Annotated in this window: 17 protein-coding genes; 7 read left to right on the forward strand and 10 right to left on the reverse strand. The window is 40.6% G+C overall.

Going from position 1 to position 18,061, the window contains the following annotated elements; translation table 11 throughout:
• Nucleotides 1-148 precede the first annotated feature (148 nt).
• Nucleotides 149-2,230 (reverse strand): TonB-dependent hemoglobin/transferrin/lactoferrin family receptor, encoded by a 2,082-nt coding sequence (locus FLM47_RS16930; protein WP_178957052.1) that lies wholly within the window; start codon nt 2,228-2,230, stop codon nt 149-151.
• Nucleotides 2,231-2,367: 137 nt separating this feature from the next.
• Between FLM47_RS16930 and FLM47_RS16935 the strand changes: the two genes are divergently transcribed.
• From FLM47_RS16935 to azu, 5 genes are read left to right on the forward strand one after another with little or no spacing between them, the layout of a single operon-like run.
• Nucleotides 2,368-3,177 (forward strand): hemin ABC transporter substrate-binding protein, encoded by an 810-nt coding sequence (locus tag FLM47_RS16935; RefSeq protein WP_138595385.1) that lies wholly within the window; start codon nt 2,368-2,370, stop codon nt 3,175-3,177.
• Nucleotides 3,174-4,226, forward strand: coding sequence for an iron ABC transporter permease (locus tag FLM47_RS16940; protein ID WP_010388750.1), 1,053 nt, complete (start codon nt 3,174-3,176; stop codon nt 4,224-4,226). Before FLM47_RS16935 ends, FLM47_RS16940 begins: the two co-directional genes overlap by 4 nt.
• Nucleotides 4,223-5,011 carry a heme ABC transporter ATP-binding protein gene (locus FLM47_RS16945; protein WP_178957053.1) on the forward strand — a complete coding sequence of 263 codons (789 nt, stop codon included), beginning with the start codon at nt 4,223-4,225 and terminating at the stop codon, nt 5,009-5,011. Before FLM47_RS16940 ends, FLM47_RS16945 begins: the two co-directional genes overlap by 4 nt.
• Entirely contained in the window at nt 5,008-5,751 is a 744-nt protein-coding gene (locus tag FLM47_RS16950) for a HugZ family protein (protein WP_090495265.1), read from the forward strand. The genes FLM47_RS16945 and FLM47_RS16950 overlap by 4 nt, the downstream gene beginning before the upstream one ends.
• The gene (azu, locus tag FLM47_RS16955) at nt 5,748-6,197 is read left to right on the forward strand and encodes an azurin (protein ID WP_054201529.1); all 450 of its coding nucleotides are present in this window, start codon (nt 5,748-5,750) and stop codon (nt 6,195-6,197) included. Before FLM47_RS16950 ends, azu begins: the two co-directional genes overlap by 4 nt.
• Before the next feature lie 39 nt (nt 6,198-6,236).
• On the opposite strand, the gene FLM47_RS16960 is transcribed toward azu, so the two are convergent.
• Nucleotides 6,237-7,169: a ChaN family lipoprotein gene (locus tag FLM47_RS16960; protein WP_178957054.1), complete on the reverse strand. Its 933-nt coding sequence runs from the start codon at nt 7,167-7,169 to the stop codon at nt 6,237-6,239.
• A gap of 153 nt (nt 7,170-7,322) precedes the next feature.
• Between FLM47_RS16960 and FLM47_RS16965 the strand changes: the two genes are divergently transcribed.
• Entirely contained in the window at nt 7,323-7,742 is a 420-nt protein-coding gene (locus tag FLM47_RS16965) for a hypothetical protein (protein WP_178957055.1), read from the forward strand.
• Nucleotides 7,743-7,780: 38 nt separating this feature from the next.
• Here FLM47_RS16965 and FLM47_RS16970 read toward each other — a convergent pair whose 3' ends face one another.
• Both FLM47_RS16970 and FLM47_RS16975 read right to left on the reverse strand, forming a co-directional pair.
• The gene (locus tag FLM47_RS16970; protein ID WP_178957056.1) at nt 7,781-8,224 is read right to left on the reverse strand and encodes an N-acetyltransferase; all 444 of its coding nucleotides are present in this window, start codon (nt 8,222-8,224) and stop codon (nt 7,781-7,783) included.
• A 158-nt stretch (nt 8,225-8,382) separates the two neighbouring features.
• Nucleotides 8,383-8,883, reverse strand: a complete 501-nt coding sequence (locus FLM47_RS16975; protein WP_008130525.1) for a lactoylglutathione lyase family protein — start codon at nt 8,881-8,883, stop codon at nt 8,383-8,385.
• A gap of 104 nt (nt 8,884-8,987) precedes the next feature.
• Between FLM47_RS16975 and FLM47_RS16980 the strand changes: the two genes are divergently transcribed.
• On the forward strand, nt 8,988-9,854 hold the full coding sequence (locus FLM47_RS16980) for a LysR family transcriptional regulator (protein WP_178957057.1): 867 nt from the start codon (nt 8,988-8,990) through the stop codon (nt 9,852-9,854).
• A gap of 37 nt (nt 9,855-9,891) precedes the next feature.
• Here FLM47_RS16980 and FLM47_RS16985 read toward each other — a convergent pair whose 3' ends face one another.
• The 6 genes from FLM47_RS16985 to FLM47_RS17010 are packed head-to-tail and all read right to left on the reverse strand — an operon-like array spanning nt 9,892 to nt 17,991.
• Nucleotides 9,892-10,971 (reverse strand): heparan-alpha-glucosaminide N-acetyltransferase domain-containing protein, encoded by a 1,080-nt coding sequence (locus FLM47_RS16985; RefSeq protein ID WP_178957058.1) that lies wholly within the window; start codon nt 10,969-10,971, stop codon nt 9,892-9,894.
• A complete protein-coding gene (locus FLM47_RS16990; RefSeq protein ID WP_178957059.1) occupies nt 10,955-11,593 on the reverse strand; it encodes a hypothetical protein in 639 nt (212 codons plus the stop codon). The genes FLM47_RS16985 and FLM47_RS16990 overlap by 17 nt, the downstream gene beginning before the upstream one ends.
• Nucleotides 11,586-13,934 (reverse strand): GNAT family N-acetyltransferase, encoded by a 2,349-nt coding sequence (locus FLM47_RS16995; protein WP_178957060.1) that lies wholly within the window; start codon nt 13,932-13,934, stop codon nt 11,586-11,588. Before FLM47_RS16995 ends, FLM47_RS16990 begins: the two co-directional genes overlap by 8 nt.
• Before the next feature lie 24 nt (nt 13,935-13,958).
• A complete protein-coding gene (locus FLM47_RS17000) occupies nt 13,959-15,137 on the reverse strand; it encodes an MFS transporter (protein ID WP_028834626.1) in 1,179 nt (392 codons plus the stop codon).
• A complete protein-coding gene (locus FLM47_RS17005; RefSeq protein ID WP_178957061.1) occupies nt 15,134-16,453 on the reverse strand; it encodes a lysine N(6)-hydroxylase/L-ornithine N(5)-oxygenase family protein in 1,320 nt (439 codons plus the stop codon). Before FLM47_RS17005 ends, FLM47_RS17000 begins: the two co-directional genes overlap by 4 nt.
• A complete protein-coding gene (locus FLM47_RS17010; RefSeq protein ID WP_178957062.1) occupies nt 16,453-17,991 on the reverse strand; it encodes an aspartate aminotransferase family protein in 1,539 nt (512 codons plus the stop codon). Before FLM47_RS17010 ends, FLM47_RS17005 begins: the two co-directional genes overlap by 1 nt.
• Nucleotides 17,992-18,061 lie beyond the last annotated feature (70 nt).

Consider the following 18,061-nt stretch of genomic DNA (forward strand, 5'->3'; position numbering starts at 1 on the left):
CCAAAGCGTCTTAATGTAGTGGTTAAGGCGCTTTTTTTATTGTTTTGTATAATACATAGCAGCTGTTAACCCCCTTTACAGTTATTCTTCAATTGATATGAAGGCAATTAAAAAAGCCGTATAATTTATATACGGCTTTTGTTTTTAATTAAAACTGATAGCTTATCCGAGCCGAAACATTACGTCCTGGTTGGCTATATTGGCTAAAATCAGTACCTTTGGATTGACCGGCAATGAGTTCAAACGGTACGTACTCTTTATCGAGTAGGTTAAGTAAACCTACATTCATTTGCCATGCTTGCCACTGATAATTTGCATATAAATCAACAACACCATAACCGTTACCTTGTGTTGTTTTATTACCATTAGTATCAAGTACTACATCAGACTGTGACTTGGCTAAACGCCAAGCAGCGGTCCAATTAACATTGCCAAACTCAGTGCTTACTAATATAGAACCATTTAACGGGCTAATACTAGTAAGTGGCTGATCAGAGTCTTTGTTTTCACCATCTACGTAAGCAACATTGGCTTCTAATAAAATATCGTCGGTGACATACATAGCAATACCAGCTTCTACACCGCTGATCTGGGTTTCGCTAATATTTTGGTATTGGTAAAATGTTTTATTTACATTAGAAATATAAGTTGGCTCAACACCCGCGATTGTTGTTTCGATAAAGTCATCATAGGCAGCATAAAAAGTACTTAGATTTACACTAATATCGCTACTTGCGTATCTTAATCCGATCTCGAATGAGTCACTGCTTTCAGGGTCTAAATCTGCGTTTGGTAATATTTGATAAAATGGCTCAACACCATGGCTTTGATAGGCTTGGTCGTGTGGCGGTATTTTAAAGCCTCGAACATATTGCCCATACCAAGATAAATTATCGTCTACCTGATAAATCACACCCAGCTTTGGTGAAAACGCAGACTCGGTAATATCATCAAGCTCGGCGTCAGCGTATAACGCATCTTTTTTGGCTTCAAGTGCATAATGATCGTAACGAATACCCGCAACTAACGACCAATCAGTCTCGTTAAATTTAATACTGTCTTGCATATATACACCAACTAAAGAAGTATCGGCGCCGGGAAATGCTTTTTGTTTTTCATTCGTAAAATCAACAGTACCATCATTTAATACACGGGTTTTTAAGCGTGGTCGAGTAGTATCATATAAATCAATATCTACTCCATAGACAAATTCATGCTCGGTATTTTCTCCTTTAACTTCCTTACTAAATACCGCTTTTAAGCCTAAAATATCTTGCTCAAACCCGTAGTCATTATAATCGATGTAATTTCTAGCTGCGCTTATTTGGTCACTTTGTTGCTCGTATCGACTATAAGATAGTTGCCCATACCATTTATCAAATATAGCTGTTGCCATATCTGAATCATAATCGAGTGCAAATGAGATATTTGTGTCTTCGTCTTCGGTTTCTTGAATGGATGGAGTGATTACTTGCTCTGTTGTTTGATTAAAGTAATCTAAGGTATATTTAAGGGTCCGCTTTTCATCAAGTTTTTGCTCAACTTTAAGCAGTAAAGCATCAGAGCGGGAATCGTAACCTGGTAAATCTTCAACGTAGTTTTGTACTTCTTCACTATCGCGATGGCTATAAACAGCGCTAATAGCAAAGTCACCTAAATCTTTTGCTGCTGTAATATCAGCAGCAACCTGATTGCTTTGGCCTTGATAACCTAACGCTACTTTTACTAAGCTTTGTTGATCCACTAAATAATCACTCGGGTCTTTAGTTGTTATTACTACAATTCCCCCTAGTGCATCAGAACCGTATAGCGATGATGCCGCCCCTTTTGCAACTTCAACTTGTTTAACACCCGCAACATCAAAGTAGTTTCGACCCACTAAATAACCGCCGCCGCCAGCGTAGCCATCGTTTGTGCGTCTTCCATCTTTAATAAAAACAACTCTGTTGCCACCAACACCTCGTACAGTTAATGTTTGCGCGCCTGCGCCACTGCCAGTACTTGAGATACTTGGATCGTATTTAAACATAGTTTGTAAATCTACAGCGAGCTGACGCTCAATATCTTGTTCGGTAATAACCGTTACTGAGCCAGTCACATCTTCAAGCTTTTGTTCAAAACGAGAGCCACTAACCACAATATGATCGTCAATAACATTTTCGGCCAGTGTGCTACCAGAGCTAATTAACAAAGAGGCTAATGCTGTAAATTTAAAAGAAAAGGGATTCATCTCCACTCCAAATGATAATAGTTATTATTTACTTTTAAATGGTACAACTAACCCAAAATAAGATCAATTGATTATGATAATCATTTTCATTTAGATTAAAGTGGTTATAATACTAAAAAATAAAATCGGAGTTTGTTATGAAGTACCTAATTTTTTTTCTGGCTTTAGCCACTCAATCAGCACTCGCGAAAGAGCGTGTGATCAGTGCTGGCGGCACATTAACTGAAATAATCTACGCACTAGAAAAACAAAATAGTTTAGTCGCGGTTGACCAATCAAGTATGTATCCGCAACAAGCAACACAGTTGCCACAGGTAGGTTACTATCGAGACCTAGCCGCTGAGGGAGTGCTTTCAATGCGCCCAACTACGTTACTTGCACTTGAAGGTGCAGGAAGAGAGCAGGCGCTCAAGCAAATAGAAGCGACCGGAGTGAAGGTTATTCACTATAAAAAGCCGACATCTGTAAATGAACTACTTGAGCTAATTAAGCACCTTGGTAGTGATTTAGATGCAAACCTAAAAGCTCAAAACCTAATTACTAAAATAAAAAAATCGTTACCTACTAAAGCAAAAACACAGACCCACAACGCTTTGTTTTTACTTTCAGCTAATGAGCGTGGGCTCGTCGCAGCAGGACAAGAAACGGTGCCCAACTTACTGTTTAACTATGCAGGCATTACCAATATAGCTGCTACGCATACAGGCTTTAAAGCAATTAACAGTGAAGTACTGGCAGTAAGTCAGCCCGATTTTTTAGTGGCGCCAGCGCATGTTGTGCAAAGCCTTGGTGGGAAACAAGCCTTTTGTAAACAGCCTACACTTCGTTTATTAAAAGCAGCGCAAGAGTGTCAGTTACTGGTCATGGACAGCTTACTTTCACTGGGCATGTCGCCGCGTATTGCAACTGCGATTCAAGCATTGCATGAGTATAAAACACGCTTATGAGCACGTTAACTTTGAATCGTTTTAACGCCATAACACTGAGTAATCCGCATAAGTGGATGCTATTAAGTTATGGCTGTATTTTTGCTTTAACATTACTTAGCATAGGCTATGGAGCCGCAGGATGGGATTGGCGTTTAGCTATTGCATGGCTAGCTCCTGAACATTTTAGTCAATTTGATGCGCTACAAATCAATGTGGTTACACAAATACGCCTGCCTCGTTTTGTCCTTGCAGTGATGGTGGGTTTAGTACTTGCACAAACAGGAGCTGCAACCCAAGCGCTGTGTCGTAACCCGCTTGCTGATCCCTCTATTATTGGTATAAGCGCAGGCGCTGCAATGGTCGCGGTTGCTTTTATCGCCCTTAGTGCACAATTTAATTTTAACGCCCAACACTACTTACCTTATGCCTCATTTTTGGGCGCACTATCAGTAACGTCGCTGGTATATTTAGTCTCAAAACAACAAAAACAAATTAATATAAATACGCTTATATTAGTCGGTGTCGCTATTAATGCATTGGCATTTGCTGTTATTGGGTTATTAAGTTTTTATGCTGATGACAGCGCACTGCGGTTAATTAACTATTGGACCATGGGCTCATTAGGCGGTGCGAGTTGGGATAATATAAAACAAGCGAGTCCTTTGCTTTTACTGAGCCTTATCGGGCTATGGCGATTAAAAGAGCCAATGAATTTACTTCTTATTGGTGAATCACAAGCTCAATACTTAGGGGTAGATACCAGCAAGCTTAAATTATACGTCATTATATTAGTGGCATTGGGCGTAGGTGCGGTAGTTGCGCTAACAGGTTTAATTGGCTTTGTTGGTTTAGTTGTCCCTCATATCGCACGCCTCATGGTTGGGCCACATTTACGGAATATGCTGCCACTTTGTATGCTTTTAGGTGTGATTGTGTTGCTACTTTCAGATTGGTTGGCACGCTTGGTTGTTATGCCTGCGGAGCTGCCAATTGGCATTATAACGGCGTTACTTGGCGCTCCACTATTTATATATTTGATCATTAAAAATAAGCGAGATTGGTCATGATCACGTTTAACAACCTCAATATAGGCTTTAACACCCATCGTGTTTTAGAGGGTATTAGCGGCAATATCCAAGCAGGACAACTTGTCGCACTGATAGGCGAAAATGGCGCAGGTAAATCGACCTTACTGCATACTTTGGCAGGCATGCATCCCTTTGAGGGAGATATACTATTTAATACCAAACCTTTGCATTCATTTTCTAAAGAGCAATTAGCTAGCAAGCGCGCTGTAATGATGCAAAGTAACCATGTTGGCTTTGATTTTAGTGTATTTGAACTCATTGCTATGGGTCGCTATCCCTATACAGAGTCTCTTAAAACACAAGCCAATAAAGTTCAAAAATATGCCTCAATTATGGATTTAACCCATTACCTAACACGTCGAATGAGTGCGCTTTCGGGCGGTGAACAACAACGTGTTCATATGGCACGCACATTAGCCCAGTTAGATGCTTTTACTGCGCAAACTGAGCCTAAATTAATGTTGCTCGATGAGCCAACATCAGCGCTAGATATGCGTCATCAACATACTTTACTTAGCTGTGTTAGAACCTTTGTAGAGCAAGGAAACAGCGCCATTATTGCTATACACGATCTTAATTTAGCAAGCCTTTATGCAACCAACGCTATTTTATTACACAACCAAAAAGTGCTGCAAAGCGGGTCTATAAATACCGTTTTAACAGCACAAAACTTACAACAAATGTACGCCATGAAATTGCACGTTAACCCTCATCCTTATAACGATGCGCCCATGGTTTTTTCTCAACGTCAGGAGTTTTCATGAGAGAGCAAGCATTAAACGACGCACGTACGCTCGTTTTTAAAACCCATGCCGGCGTAATGTCGACCATTTCAAATAATTTACGCGGCTATCCGTTTGGCTCTGTTACACCTTATATGTGTGACGAACAAGGTCGCATCTACTTTTTTATTAGTGACATAGCTCAGCATACCAAAAATTTAAAACAGGACTCACGCATGAGTCTGACTATTTTTGATGCCGCCGATTATGGCGATCAAAACGAACATGGGCGAGTAACACTCGTAGGTGATGGCTCTATTGTGGCAAAAGAGCAAAGCGAAGTGCTACTTGATAAATATATAGCTTTGTACCCTGAGGCTGCAAGCTATCGCAATGCGCATGATTTTCAGCTTTGGCAATTAGATGTAGTACGGGTGCGTTATATTGGCGGTTTTGGAAAAATATTTTGGCTTGAGCAAAACGAGTGGCAAGCTCAGCCTAAAAAGTGGGATGAAAGCCAGCAGCAAAGCATGATCACTCATATGAATGAAGATCATCAAGATGCTATGTCGCTGATATTAATGCAGCACTATAACGTAGCCGATAACACTCCAATAATGAGCGGCCTACTACCCACAGGCTTTTATATACAAAGCCACAAGCGTAATTACTTTATTAATTTTGCGAACGAGTGCGATAGCCCATTAGCCGTGCGAAAAGCACTTGTAGCCTTAACAAACCAAGCTCGAAACAGCTCAAATCAACTAGCGGAGACAGTATGAAAAAATTAATAGCCTTACTAAGCACTACACTGCTACTGAGTGCCAATACAGCATATGCAGACGAATGCACACTAAATATAGATGCAAACGATATGATGCAGTTTTCAACTAAAACACTAAGCGCCCCTAAAAGCTGTAAGCAAGTGACCGTTCAACTTAGTCACACCGGTAAATTACCTGCTAATGTAATGGGCCATAACTGGGTGCTATCTACTGAGCAAAACATGCAAGGTATCATCACAGATGGCAACGCTGCAGGGCTTAGCAACCACTACATAAAGCCTAATGATAGTCGCGTGATTGGTGCTACAGACATTATTGGCGGCGGTAAAACAACCGAAGTTACTTTTAAAACCAGCGGCTTAACCGCCGGAACCGATTACACTTTCTTTTGCTCTTTTCCTGGCCATTACGCCATGATGAAAGGCACATTTACGCTTAAGTAAATATTAAAAAGTGTATTACACAAACACAGTACCAACCTATTATTGGCACTGTGTTTTCTCCCCTCGTTTGGCTAAAGCTTTAAATGCAGCTTGTTGATGTGCTTTTTGCACATAGCGAGCAGGCAAAGCGTTAACTTCTAATTGATAACCACTTTGCTCAGATTGTACTTTTGATACTGGCGAAACCCATACAACATTAAGCTCTGGGGCAATTCGCTTAATTACCCGCGCTATGCCTTCACCATTTCTCACATGAAAATCACCGGCTAAATGTATAACCTGCTTGCCCTTATTTTGACTAATATAGTTAACGATAGACTCAGCCATGGTTTCGTCCCAAGTAACTTGCGCGGCGTAAAGTTTTTCGTTTTTACTCGCCGTTCCATGATGCATGGATTGCATAAAGCGTTCTTTATAAAGGCTTGGAGAAGTATCTATCTCTTTTGCAATAAAACTACGCTGTTGTGGGTCGAGTTTATTAATATAATTAATACCTTGGCGACCAATACAGGTAACAATGTGTTTAGGCGCATTTGCAGCTATTACATCGCTATTTTGTATCTTCGCCAATTCCACTAACGCACGATAATCGCTCTTATAATTAGGCCAAGCCTTAGTGTTATCAATTAAGTATTGTTCGCCAATTTTACTCTCAAGGTATAGGTTTAGTGTTTGCTGATCAGCGCGACTAAATTGCTCAAGCGATAGAGCAATAGGCTTATTTTGCGTGCTTAATTGCTGAAACAGCTCAGCCTGAAATAAGTGCACACCGGGGTGTGTATGCCATTCACCGACTAAAACAACATCGGCATTCAAAAGCGTGGATTCTGACAATATTGAATTAACTCGCTGGCCATTTGCATTATAAAGCCCGTAATTATACAAGGATGAACTTTGAGATACTGATACTGTGTTTATACTGCAGCCTGATAATCCACTGAGTAAAACAAGTGCTAAAAATGGGTTTTTCATATCGGTTTTTATAAAAATAAGAATCAAAACAATGAAGTTAGTATACACAACAAACTGCTTTAAACCTACAAATACAAATAAAAACAATTATCATTTGATGTTTTGGAGTTTCTGTTTTACAGTCTTAAAAAATAAACAGATATGGAACGTAACATGGCATTACCTTTTTTATGTGCTCGACACAAACAACATGTTTTATGTCAACCAGAGCAAGCAATTATAGATATTCAAAATGCGCAGCTAAGTGGCGAAGCGCTGTTTAAACGATACAAATTTGCACAAGCATTGCCGTATTTGGGGTGTGCACTTGAAAGTGCGTCCTTATTAGCTCAAATGTATAACTGTGCGAATAAACAGCAAATCATACAAATTACCTCACTTACAGAGCGCCTTTATTCCACACTTCACTTTTTAGACGAACAAAGTGCTGCGCACAATGCACTCATACAATCTATTAATCTGCTAAACGAGATATTGTATAGCGATGATGAATATCATGACTTAGTGCTTTCATGCATTACACAGCTAAAAAAATTAGCACTGCAACATCCTCCACACCTTACTAAGCACTAATTTTTATGGCAATAAGCAACGCGCTAAACAAAATTGGGTTAACTTTTTATATTAATAATGGCTAACATATCTTCTTCGTCTTCATCTAGGCCAACTTCTTCAAACCCAAAACTAGAATAAAAATCCTTAGCTACAGGGTTTTGCGGGTTATAACAAATCTCGATTTGTTCAAGCTTAGAGGTCGTTTTAATCTCTGCAATTGCCATGAATAGTGCTTGGCGGCCAATACCTTTATTTTGATGATGTTCATCTACCATAAAACGCCAAATAGAAACTTTTGTAGGGGTTTCTTGCACCCACATAAAAAAGCCTACAGGCTTATTATTTTGGTAAATAGCTTTACAGGTATGCCCAACATTATAATGAGACTCAACTAACGACCACATATTACTCGCTACGTAATCTTGTTGCGCTTTGGTAACGTCTAAATCGCATACCTCTTCGTAATTAGCAGAGGTGACATCTTCCAATGAAATGTTCATTATTGTCCTTAATTTAAAACATGGAGTTATAAGTAGTTTTGTTTTATCACGTTATCAGCACTAATTCACCTAGGCAATGTATTCTTTTTAGGCACAAAAAGCCGCAGTAATAAATACTGCGGCCTTTGTTTTTACTAAATACTTTAAGCTAAATGCTTTTAATAAGCACCAGCGCTGTATATAAGCTCGTAACTGTGGCTGTAAATCTCAAGGATGTTACCAAACGGGTCTTCCATGTAGATCATGCGGTACGGCTTTTCGCCAGGGTAGTAGTAACGTGGCTCTGGCATACGCTTTTTACCACCTGCAGCAACAATACGATCCGCTAACCCTTCTACATCTGGGTCTTGTACACAGAAGTGGAAGATACCGGTTTTCCAGTATTCAAAGTTGTCTTTAGGGTTTTCTTGGTCTTTAAATTCGAAAATTTCGACACCAATACGGTCGCCTGTTGAAAGATGCGCTATTTTGAATTTTTCCCAATTTGGACCAAATACATCGGTACACATTTCGCCAATTGGGCTGTTATCTTCAGTGATCACGGTAGGCTCCATTATGGTGTACCAGCCCATCACCTTAGTGTAAAACTCTACGGCTTTTTCAACATCCGGTACTGAAATACCAATGTGCGAAAAACTACGTGGATATGTATGACTCATAATAAATACTCCTACTTAACTATGTTTAGTTGATGGAGTTAGTTTACGAATTGACCAACATTAAGTAAAATTATCATTAATCATCATTTTGAGTATATTTTGTAATGATAAATCCTACATGGTTAAACACGTTTTGTACTTTAGTTGAGGTAAACCATTTTACCCAAACCGCCGAGCGCCTTTATATGACCCAGTCAGGCGTAAGCCAACATATAAAAAAGTTAGAGCAGCAAGTAGATTGCGCCTTGCTTGAGCGCCACGGTAAACAATTTACGCTTACCGTACATGGGCAAAACTTGTATCAGCAAGGCAGCTTATTATTAAAAGAATGGCAGTTTTTAGAGCAGCAATTAAAAGATGATTCACCTTACAGCGGTTTAGTAAAAATACAGTCGCCAGGCAGTTGCGGGCTAAAGTTTTACAATCAACTATTAGCACTGCAAGTAGAGCACAAGAAGCTAATTATAGATTACCGCTTTGCTCCAAATACCAATGTTGAACAAGCGGTGGCCAATCATAGTGCCGATATTGGCTTTTTAACTCAAGCGCCTACCCTTAGTGAAGTTACCAGCCACAAAATTGGTAAAGAATCCCTATTATTAGTAACGCCCGCACATATAGAAAACCCAACGTGGGAGGTTTTATGTGAGCTTGGCTTTATTGGCCACCCCGATGCAAAACATCATGCGCAGCTTTTACTTAGCGAAAACTACAGTGAATTTGAACATGTTGATCAAATTAAGCAAACGGGGTTTTCTAACCAAATAAGTTTAATACTGGAGCCGGTAAGTTTAGGGCTGGGTTTTACGGTTTTACCCGCACACGCAGTAAGTGCTTTTAATAAACCTGCGCTTATTAAAACGCATCATTTAACCAAACCAATTAGCGAAAATATTTATGTGTGCCATCACCGAAATAGGCCGTTAGCAAAGCGTATGCATTGCGTTATTGACGCAATAAAAGCAGGCTAGGGCACCTTAATCAGCGCCCGTAAAGCCCCTTTACAGCTTAAGCTGTACGTTTAGCTTTTTGCGTAATGTCTGTGAGGCTTTGTTTGCTTTTTAAATAAACCTTGTGCACAGCAAAAGTCAGTAAAGTCATCAGTACCATCATACATAGTGTCGGCCAAAGGCTGAGGGTATGATAACCAAGCGCCCCCATAAACCAGCAAATAAGTACCCATTGAATAACATAGAGCGCGGTTACATGTTTACTGGCATATAAAAGAGCACGTGTAATAGGGCCATTATATTTATCAGCAAAAATAAACTGTATAGCCGCTAGTGCACATAAATTTAAGCCAATTAAATAGCTAATACCGCCGCCATTTAAATGGAAAAAGTTGCCAAACTGTCCTTTAAAATCAATGGCTAACCATATGCCGCCAATAACCAGTAAAGCAGCACCAAGTTGTGCACATACTTTATATAAGTAATCGGCATTTTGTTGGTTACTAAGGTATAAACGACCAAGTACATATCCCGTTAATATCGCACTTATCCAAGGAAATACCGGAAAATACACCTGATAGTTATTAGCAAAAAACAAATCACTGATATAAGGTGAAAGCGTAAATTGCTGCCCCCTTACAAACTGGCTCATAACTGCAATTGCAATGGCTAAAACCGCAATCCATGTTGTTTTCCAACGGGCAATATTAAGTGCCCCAAACAGCAATAAGCTAATTCCAGCCAGTTGTAAAATATCACCTGTTAACACCATAAATTGTAACTGCCCAGCACTGAGCGGACTTTGCCAGCCATAAGCATTTATAAATGCCTCAGGCATGGTATTAAATACTTCAATAGGTAGCCAAAACTTGGCCACATTCATTAAATAGGCAAGCAGTAAAAGCTGTATGCCACGCTTAATTAATAGCAAAGGTGTTTGCCTGCGCGAAAGCGCCATAGATAGCCCCATTGCCACCAAAAACGAGGCGGTGCCTTTGCCAAGTATATGCACAACCGTACCAAATGCGCTTTCACTTTGAAGCGTCGTGGAGGCATACATCCATAAGGTATGCACAATAATCATAATAAAAACGCTCGCACCACGCGCAAGATCAATCGTTTTAAGACGTTGGTTCATTGGTTTTAATATCCTTTTTAGGGCAGGTTTGGCATTTGCTATAACCGGCTAAATAATAGCGGCAACAGGTTAAACGCTGGGGTTTTTCAGTAAATGGCGTATCAAGATTAAAGTGTTCACAAATAAGGGTGTGCAGCTGACGATGGCAATTGTTGATATGTAAAGTAGTAGCAAGGTCTAAGCTATGAGCTCGCTCAATGGCGCTACTTAATGAATCGAGTAATAACCGAGCTTGTTCTTTTTTACCAAGTGCATAGTCGGTATTTACCCATTCACCAACTTGGCTTATAAAATGAGTAAACGCTTTGGTTTGCTCAGTTTTACTTACTAACACGCCATTATTCAGGTTAAACCCACGACAATAAGCGCCATTTACCGCTAACGGCATGTTAATGGGATCAGCCGTACTTTGCTTGCAAGCAAACCAATAGCAATAAGCGTAAATAGCTTGCCAGCAAAGCTGTAAATACAAATGCCGACTAATAAATTGCTTAGGCGCAGTAGGGTACTGCGCCTTACAACGAACTGTTAAAGCGCGCACTAATAATAAGCTCGGTTTAAAAGTTCGTTGCACGGGTTGTTGGCAATATAAAAACTGCGCAAGGGTAATCGGTTTAGCCATACAGCTTTGCCGATACGGGGTTGTTTAAGTTACCAGCAAACTGCAAACTACCTGCCGGATCCGTTAAATCAACCATTTGCTCATTATTACCTAACTGTAAGCGGTTTAAACAAGAGTGTGCAAACTCATCACTAAAAAAGTCATACTCTTTAAATCGCTCATTTAAAGCAGGGTTAGCATGTTGATACGCTTTAACACTTTGCGTAACACACTGCCAAAAGTCATGCTCTGTAATACGCTCTTCTCGCACTAAAATTGCTACTAAGTATCTAAAGAAGCAGTCAAATACATCGGTAAATATACTTAACAGCTCAAGCTCTTTAGGCATAGAAACATGAATACGTTCAACCCCTGCAGGCAATACTTCAGTGCTATTAAGTAAGGCAACCTCTTCACCGATGTCTTTCATATATGCGCCCACAGGCACCGAGTTTTTAAGCTTTAAAATGAGGTTTTCGCCGTGAGGCATAAACACTAATTTATGCGCGTAAAAACAATGTACTAGCGGAATTAAATAAGCATTAAAGTACGCATGTAACCACTGCTGCGTGCTCAAACCACTTTGTGCTATCCATTCGCCCACTAAACTTTGGCCATTGTTATCTAAGTGTAATAATGCTGCCATAGTGGTCAGTTGTTCATCGCTATTTAAATTATGGTTTGGGTTTTCTCGCCATAAGCAGGCAAACATTTTACGATAGGGTGTATCACCTAGCGCGCTTTGCTCAAACGTATGATGGGCATAACCTAAGGTGGCGTATTCTCTAAGCGCTGTAAAATTAGCGCCTGCGAGTTGTTGATCTTGGCTAACCTTAGCAAATACCCAATCGTTAATGGCAGGAGTCACCGCCATGTAAGCACGCGATAGGCCACGCATAAATCCCATATTTAAAATCGACAACGCCACTTTTAAATACGGCTTATGCGGGTGCGAGCAATTATATAAGGTCCGAATTGATTGTTGCGCTTGATATAAATCGTCACCTTCACCTAAATACACTAATCGCTGATTTGCCAACTCATTTGCAAATACCACACTCAATTTGTGTTGGTACTGCCAAGGGTGAGCAGGAATGAGTAAGTAATCATCGGGGTTTAGGTTTTGAGCTTTTAGCGCTTTGTTGAACGTATCTCGGGTGGTTAAATCTAGTTCATCACTTATATGGCTTGGGTAATCGGCAAAGTATTCACTATGGGCAAAGTCGCATACCGTTTTATGCGCTGCTAACCACAGTACTTTAAACGGTTTGCCTACTTCTGGCGCATAACGTAAAAAGTCAGCTTTACTAAAACCAATGCGGCCATTATTAGCAACAAAGGCAGGGTGACCTTCGCTCATTGCGGCTTCTATTTTTTGCAGCCCTAAATTAGCTAACTGCGCCGCTGTTAAAGTGTTATTTTCACGTTTAAAGCACGCACTGGCTAAAGTAGCATTTAGCTCTTCAAGGTAGGTGGCAAGGCGCTTACCCGTTAAACCTAGCGCAGGCCCTTGCATACTAAAAAAGTGCAACACATCTAGCGGCTGCAGCTCTTCGTTAAGGTTGTAAAAGCATAGGCTTGGCTCGTCTATATCTATATGATTCAGTGCCATAGCACGGCCATTAAAAATAAAATAACCGCCTTCAACGTTTACTTTAAAGCCTTGCTTTGTTGTCTCTGCAGCCAATAAACGCTCGTGCACTAGCTCGGTGAGTGCTTTAGCTTGTAAATGCCGGTTTGCCCATTGCCAATGTGGCTGTATCACGTAGTCAGTTTGCAAAGGCGCTAACGAATCAGTAAATAACTGGCTGTGCCTATCAAAGGCTGCTTTGTCACAAAAGCCTAAATAAGCGGCTTTTTCGCCTAGTTGAATTTGCTGGGTGTGCACAAATCCCAAACGCTTATTTAACGTATGAATTTTACTATTAGCAATGTCGGGCTCAACCACAACACGGGCGGCACTGTTTTGAGCAAAAATACTTTGCAGCACGCACTGCATCATTTCAAAACTAAAATGGCGCTTAGGTGCCGTGTTAGGCGCTAATAAAATATGCATACCCACATCATTAGGTTCAACCTCGTACGCCGCTTTCATTAAGCTTTCGTGCTCAGGGCTATAAAGCTCAACTAAAGCCAATAGGTTATTATTTTGCTCGATCACGTATGCCTGATGATGAGGCGTAACAAAAATATCTTGATACGCTTTAGTTATTTGTTGCTCGGTTTGCTGCTGCATCCCCCAAAAGTGCGCATACGGTTGCTTAAGCCAATCGCAAACAGTTGGCATATCTGTTTGTTGTAATAACCGCATCGTCACTTTACCGGTATGCTGTAGGGTGGTTACAAAAGATGAAAAATACATAAAAACTCCAATAAATCTTAAAAACTAAGACGCTGAACGCGCAGTTCGAGCAACAGCCTTAACCCGCCAAAGCAAAATAAAGGCAAGGCTTGCAAAGCCAATAGCAGCAAAGTAAAACACAACCGTTGTTGAAAGATGCTCTACGCTCATACCCACTAGTAACGACGCTAAAATAACCCCGATGTTTTGAGCAATGTGCACTTTGGCAAAGTCGCTGCCGTAATGTGCAGGCTCACTTTTGGCAAATAGCATTACTTCTAGCAGTACCATCACTTGAAATAGCGCAAAACCATATAAAACACGTGATAAAATCACTAACCCAACCGACTCCTGCGCTTGTAAATAAAGCCCAAGCGCCCCTAAAATAAGTGCACATAACAAAGTGCTAGTGCGGCTTAATGTTGGCAGTGGTAAATGCTGCCTGAAATGGTTAAAAACCAGCATAACAAGCGCGGCAAAGGCAGGAATGGCGTATACAACAGCGCTTTGCAAGGTGCTGCTTTGTGCGTTTAATGCTTGCCAATGAGTAGTAAAGAAGGGGCGAATTAAAAACGCGCTAAAATAAACCACCACACTTAAAAAGCAAAATTGCCAAATAAAATAGGGAATACGTTCTCGCGGTTTTTCAGTCGCTATTGCTTGCTGATAAATACCTGTTTTTAATGAATACATTAAGTAGGCGCATAATAAAACCTGAACTAGGTCACCGGCACTACTGAGTAATAACGCATAGCGTGGCTCTGCTAAACTAAAGAAGTAACCACCAATTAAAGCACCACCAATCGCACCAAAATGCATCAATACAGAAAACAAACCAATAATAGATAAATGCTTAGTTTGTTGCTCTAATCGCAGTGCAAATGGGTATATAAGTAGGTAGCTTGCCTTTAGCACCAACATAAGTTGGTAGTAAATCCAAAACTCCCACACATTGGTCGCAAAGTAGCAAAGCAGACCAAAACCAGCGGCTACTACTTGGGTTACTAACCACAAAGCCAACTCATTGTATTTTTTAGCGACCTTAGCCCATAGTGGTAAAGCCAGCATTACAGTAATACAACAGTTAGCCACAAAGAGGCCGATTAACGTGGCGTTACTAATAGCAAATTCACTAGCAAAAAATTGCGGATAAAACGGTAGCAACAAGGTATCGCATACCACCGAAATAACCGTCAGCAAAATTAGCGCTAAACGAAGACTCATGCGGCGCTACTCTGCTGTTGTGCTGATAGGGTTACATCACTTAAATCAAAGTTTTGAAAAGCAATTTTTTGCTCAACCTGATAAGGCGAATAACCTAAAATTTCACGTAAAATAATACTATTACGGTAGCAAGCCATACCTAAATCTGGAGTTACAAAACCATGAGTATGCTGCTCGGCATTTTGTACAAAAATACGTTTTTGTTCGCTATCTACCGCATATTCACGACTCACTAAATAACGACCTTGCTCATCTTGGGGTAATTGGTGGGCAATATTATTTAAAAAAGCAGGGCGCTGATATTTAAAGCCCGTGGCACAAATTAAAAAGTCGGTTTCTATTGAAAAGGGCTGCTCAAGCTCCTGATGATAAAACTCAGTCAGTAAACGCTTACCTACTTTTTGAGTGCCTGTTAGCCTGCTGTTAGTTTTAAATGTAGTAGAAATTGGCCCATCAAGGCTTTGCGCGTAGAGGGTGTCGAAAATGTCGTTAATTAAATCGCCGTTAATGCCCTTAAATAGATTTTTTTGGTTTTGATTGAGCCAATCTCGCTGCTCAGTTTTTAAATTATAAAAGTAATCAACATACTCAGGAGAGGTCATTTCAAGGGTGAGCTTAGTATACTCAAGCGGGAAATAGCGCGGTGAGCGTGCTATCCAATCTAACTGCAAACCTTGCGGTACTGCTTGCTGCAATAAGGTGTGGTAAATTTCTGCTGCACTTTGCCCAGCCCCTACCACGGTAACTCGTTTAGCCGCTTTTAATTCATCAAGCCGATGACAAAAATCGCTACTGTGCATTACGTTATTTGAGTTACTTTGCACAGCGCAATCAGGAATATACGGTGCAGGCCCTGTGCCCAAAACAATATGGCGAGTCACATAATGTTGCATGCCATTAGGGGTGTTACAGCTAACGGTATAACACTCACTTTGCGGGCAAAATTCAACTTGAGTGACTGTTTGTTCAAAGTTAACATTTGAAAGCTGCGAGCAAACCCATTGGCAATATAAGTTGTATTCACGGCGCAATAAAAAAAAGCTTTCGCGAATATAAAACGGGTATAACCGATTATTCAATTTGGCATAATTTAAAAAGCTATATTGGCTGGTTGGATCTGCCATGGTTACTAAATCCGACATAAACGGAGTTTGTAATGTAACGCCCTCAAGCATCATTCCAGGGTGCCAATCAAACTCACTGCGCTGTTCCAAAAACAGGCTTTTTACATCTTCGAGCGGTTCACTTAAACACGCTAAAGATAAGTTAAATGGGCCAAGGCCAATAGCTATAAAATCGTAAGGTTGATTATCCATTATGCAATTTCCCTATAAGTTTGCCATGCAATGTGGCTAATTTGCTCAATAACAGCGCGTACATCAGATAATTGGCACTGCGCATTAAGCAATGTAAATTTAAGATAATGACGACCATTTATTTTTGTACGGGCAATCATGGCTTCACCAGTTTTTAAAAACGTTTGTCGTACATGCAGGTTTAAAGAGTCGAGTAAATCAAGGTCATGTTTTAAATCATCAGGGGCAAATCTAAATACTAAGGCACTAAGCTCGGGGTAGTTAACTACTTCAAAGTCGGGGTGATCGTTAAGTACAATATGAGTTTGGCGCGCAAGACCAATAACTTTATCGAACGCGCGGCCAAGTGGTGCTTCTCCAGTGGTGCGCAGTGTTAGCCATAATTTTAAGGCATCAAAACGGCGAGTGGTTTGCAGACTTTTATCTACCAAATTAGGCGTGCCATTACCGGCCTCTGCTAATGGGTTTAAATAATCGGCATATAAAGTAATGTGGCTAAAATGGCGTTTGTCGCTTAATAAAAAGGCACTACAACTAACCGGTTGCATAAATGATTTGTGATAATCAATCGTTATTGAATCAACCAACTCAATGCCATTAAGCGCATTGCGATGGTGCTCACTCACCAACAAACCGCCACCATAAGCGCCATCTACGTGGCACCATAGCTGCTCTTCTTTAGCCAGCATGGCAATATTATGGATTGGATCGATTGAGCCAAAATCGGTTGTGCCTGCGGTAATAACCACTGCAATGGGTAAATCACCTTGCGCTTTGCTTGTTGCTATGGCGGTTTTAAGTGCCTGCATATCCATTTGCATTTTGCTGTTTATAGCCACCGGCACCACGGCGTTGTAACCTAAGCCCAGTAACGCTGCTGCTTTTTGAATACTAAAGTGCGCCACCTCAGAGCAGTAAATTTTAAAGCGCGAGGCAACAGCTGGTAAGCCCTGAAGTTTTACCTGATGTTCTGGCGCATAGCGGCTAACAGCCACTTCACGAGCAACTAACATTGCCATTAAGTTTGATTGTGTGCCGCCACTAGTAAATACTCCATCGGCAGTGCTTGGCAATGCTGCTTTTTGACATGTCCAATCAATCAGCTTTTGCTCAATTAACGTCGCACCTGCGCTTTGATCCCACGTATCTACCGAGGTATTAATAGCAGCAATAATATGTTCGGCCACAACAGCAGGGTAGGTTACAGGACAGTTTAAATGGGCCATATAACGCGGATGATGAAAATACACAGCATGATCTAAATACACGCCTTTTAGCTCTTCAAGCACCGCTGGAAAGTCAGCCAAAGGCTTTGATAAATCAACATCGTTTACTACTTTTGCTAACGCATTTACCGACACACCTGAAAATGGTTTTTGGGCTTTAGCCATCGCTTGCTGAACTGCCGACAACCCTTGCAATGACGCTATCTGATAATTAATGAACTGCTCTAAATTGAATTGTGGGGGCAGGCCGCTTTGTTCAAATACAGCCTGTTTTTCAATGGTATTAATATTTAACACTTGAGATTGAGACACACCAACGTTCCTTGAGTACACTTTTTAGGTGCAAGGATCTTAATGATAATGATTTAGATTTACAATAATG

The organism is Pseudoalteromonas sp. Scap06 (assembly GCF_013394165.1).
Classification (GTDB): Bacteria; Pseudomonadota; Gammaproteobacteria; order Enterobacterales; family Alteromonadaceae; genus Pseudoalteromonas.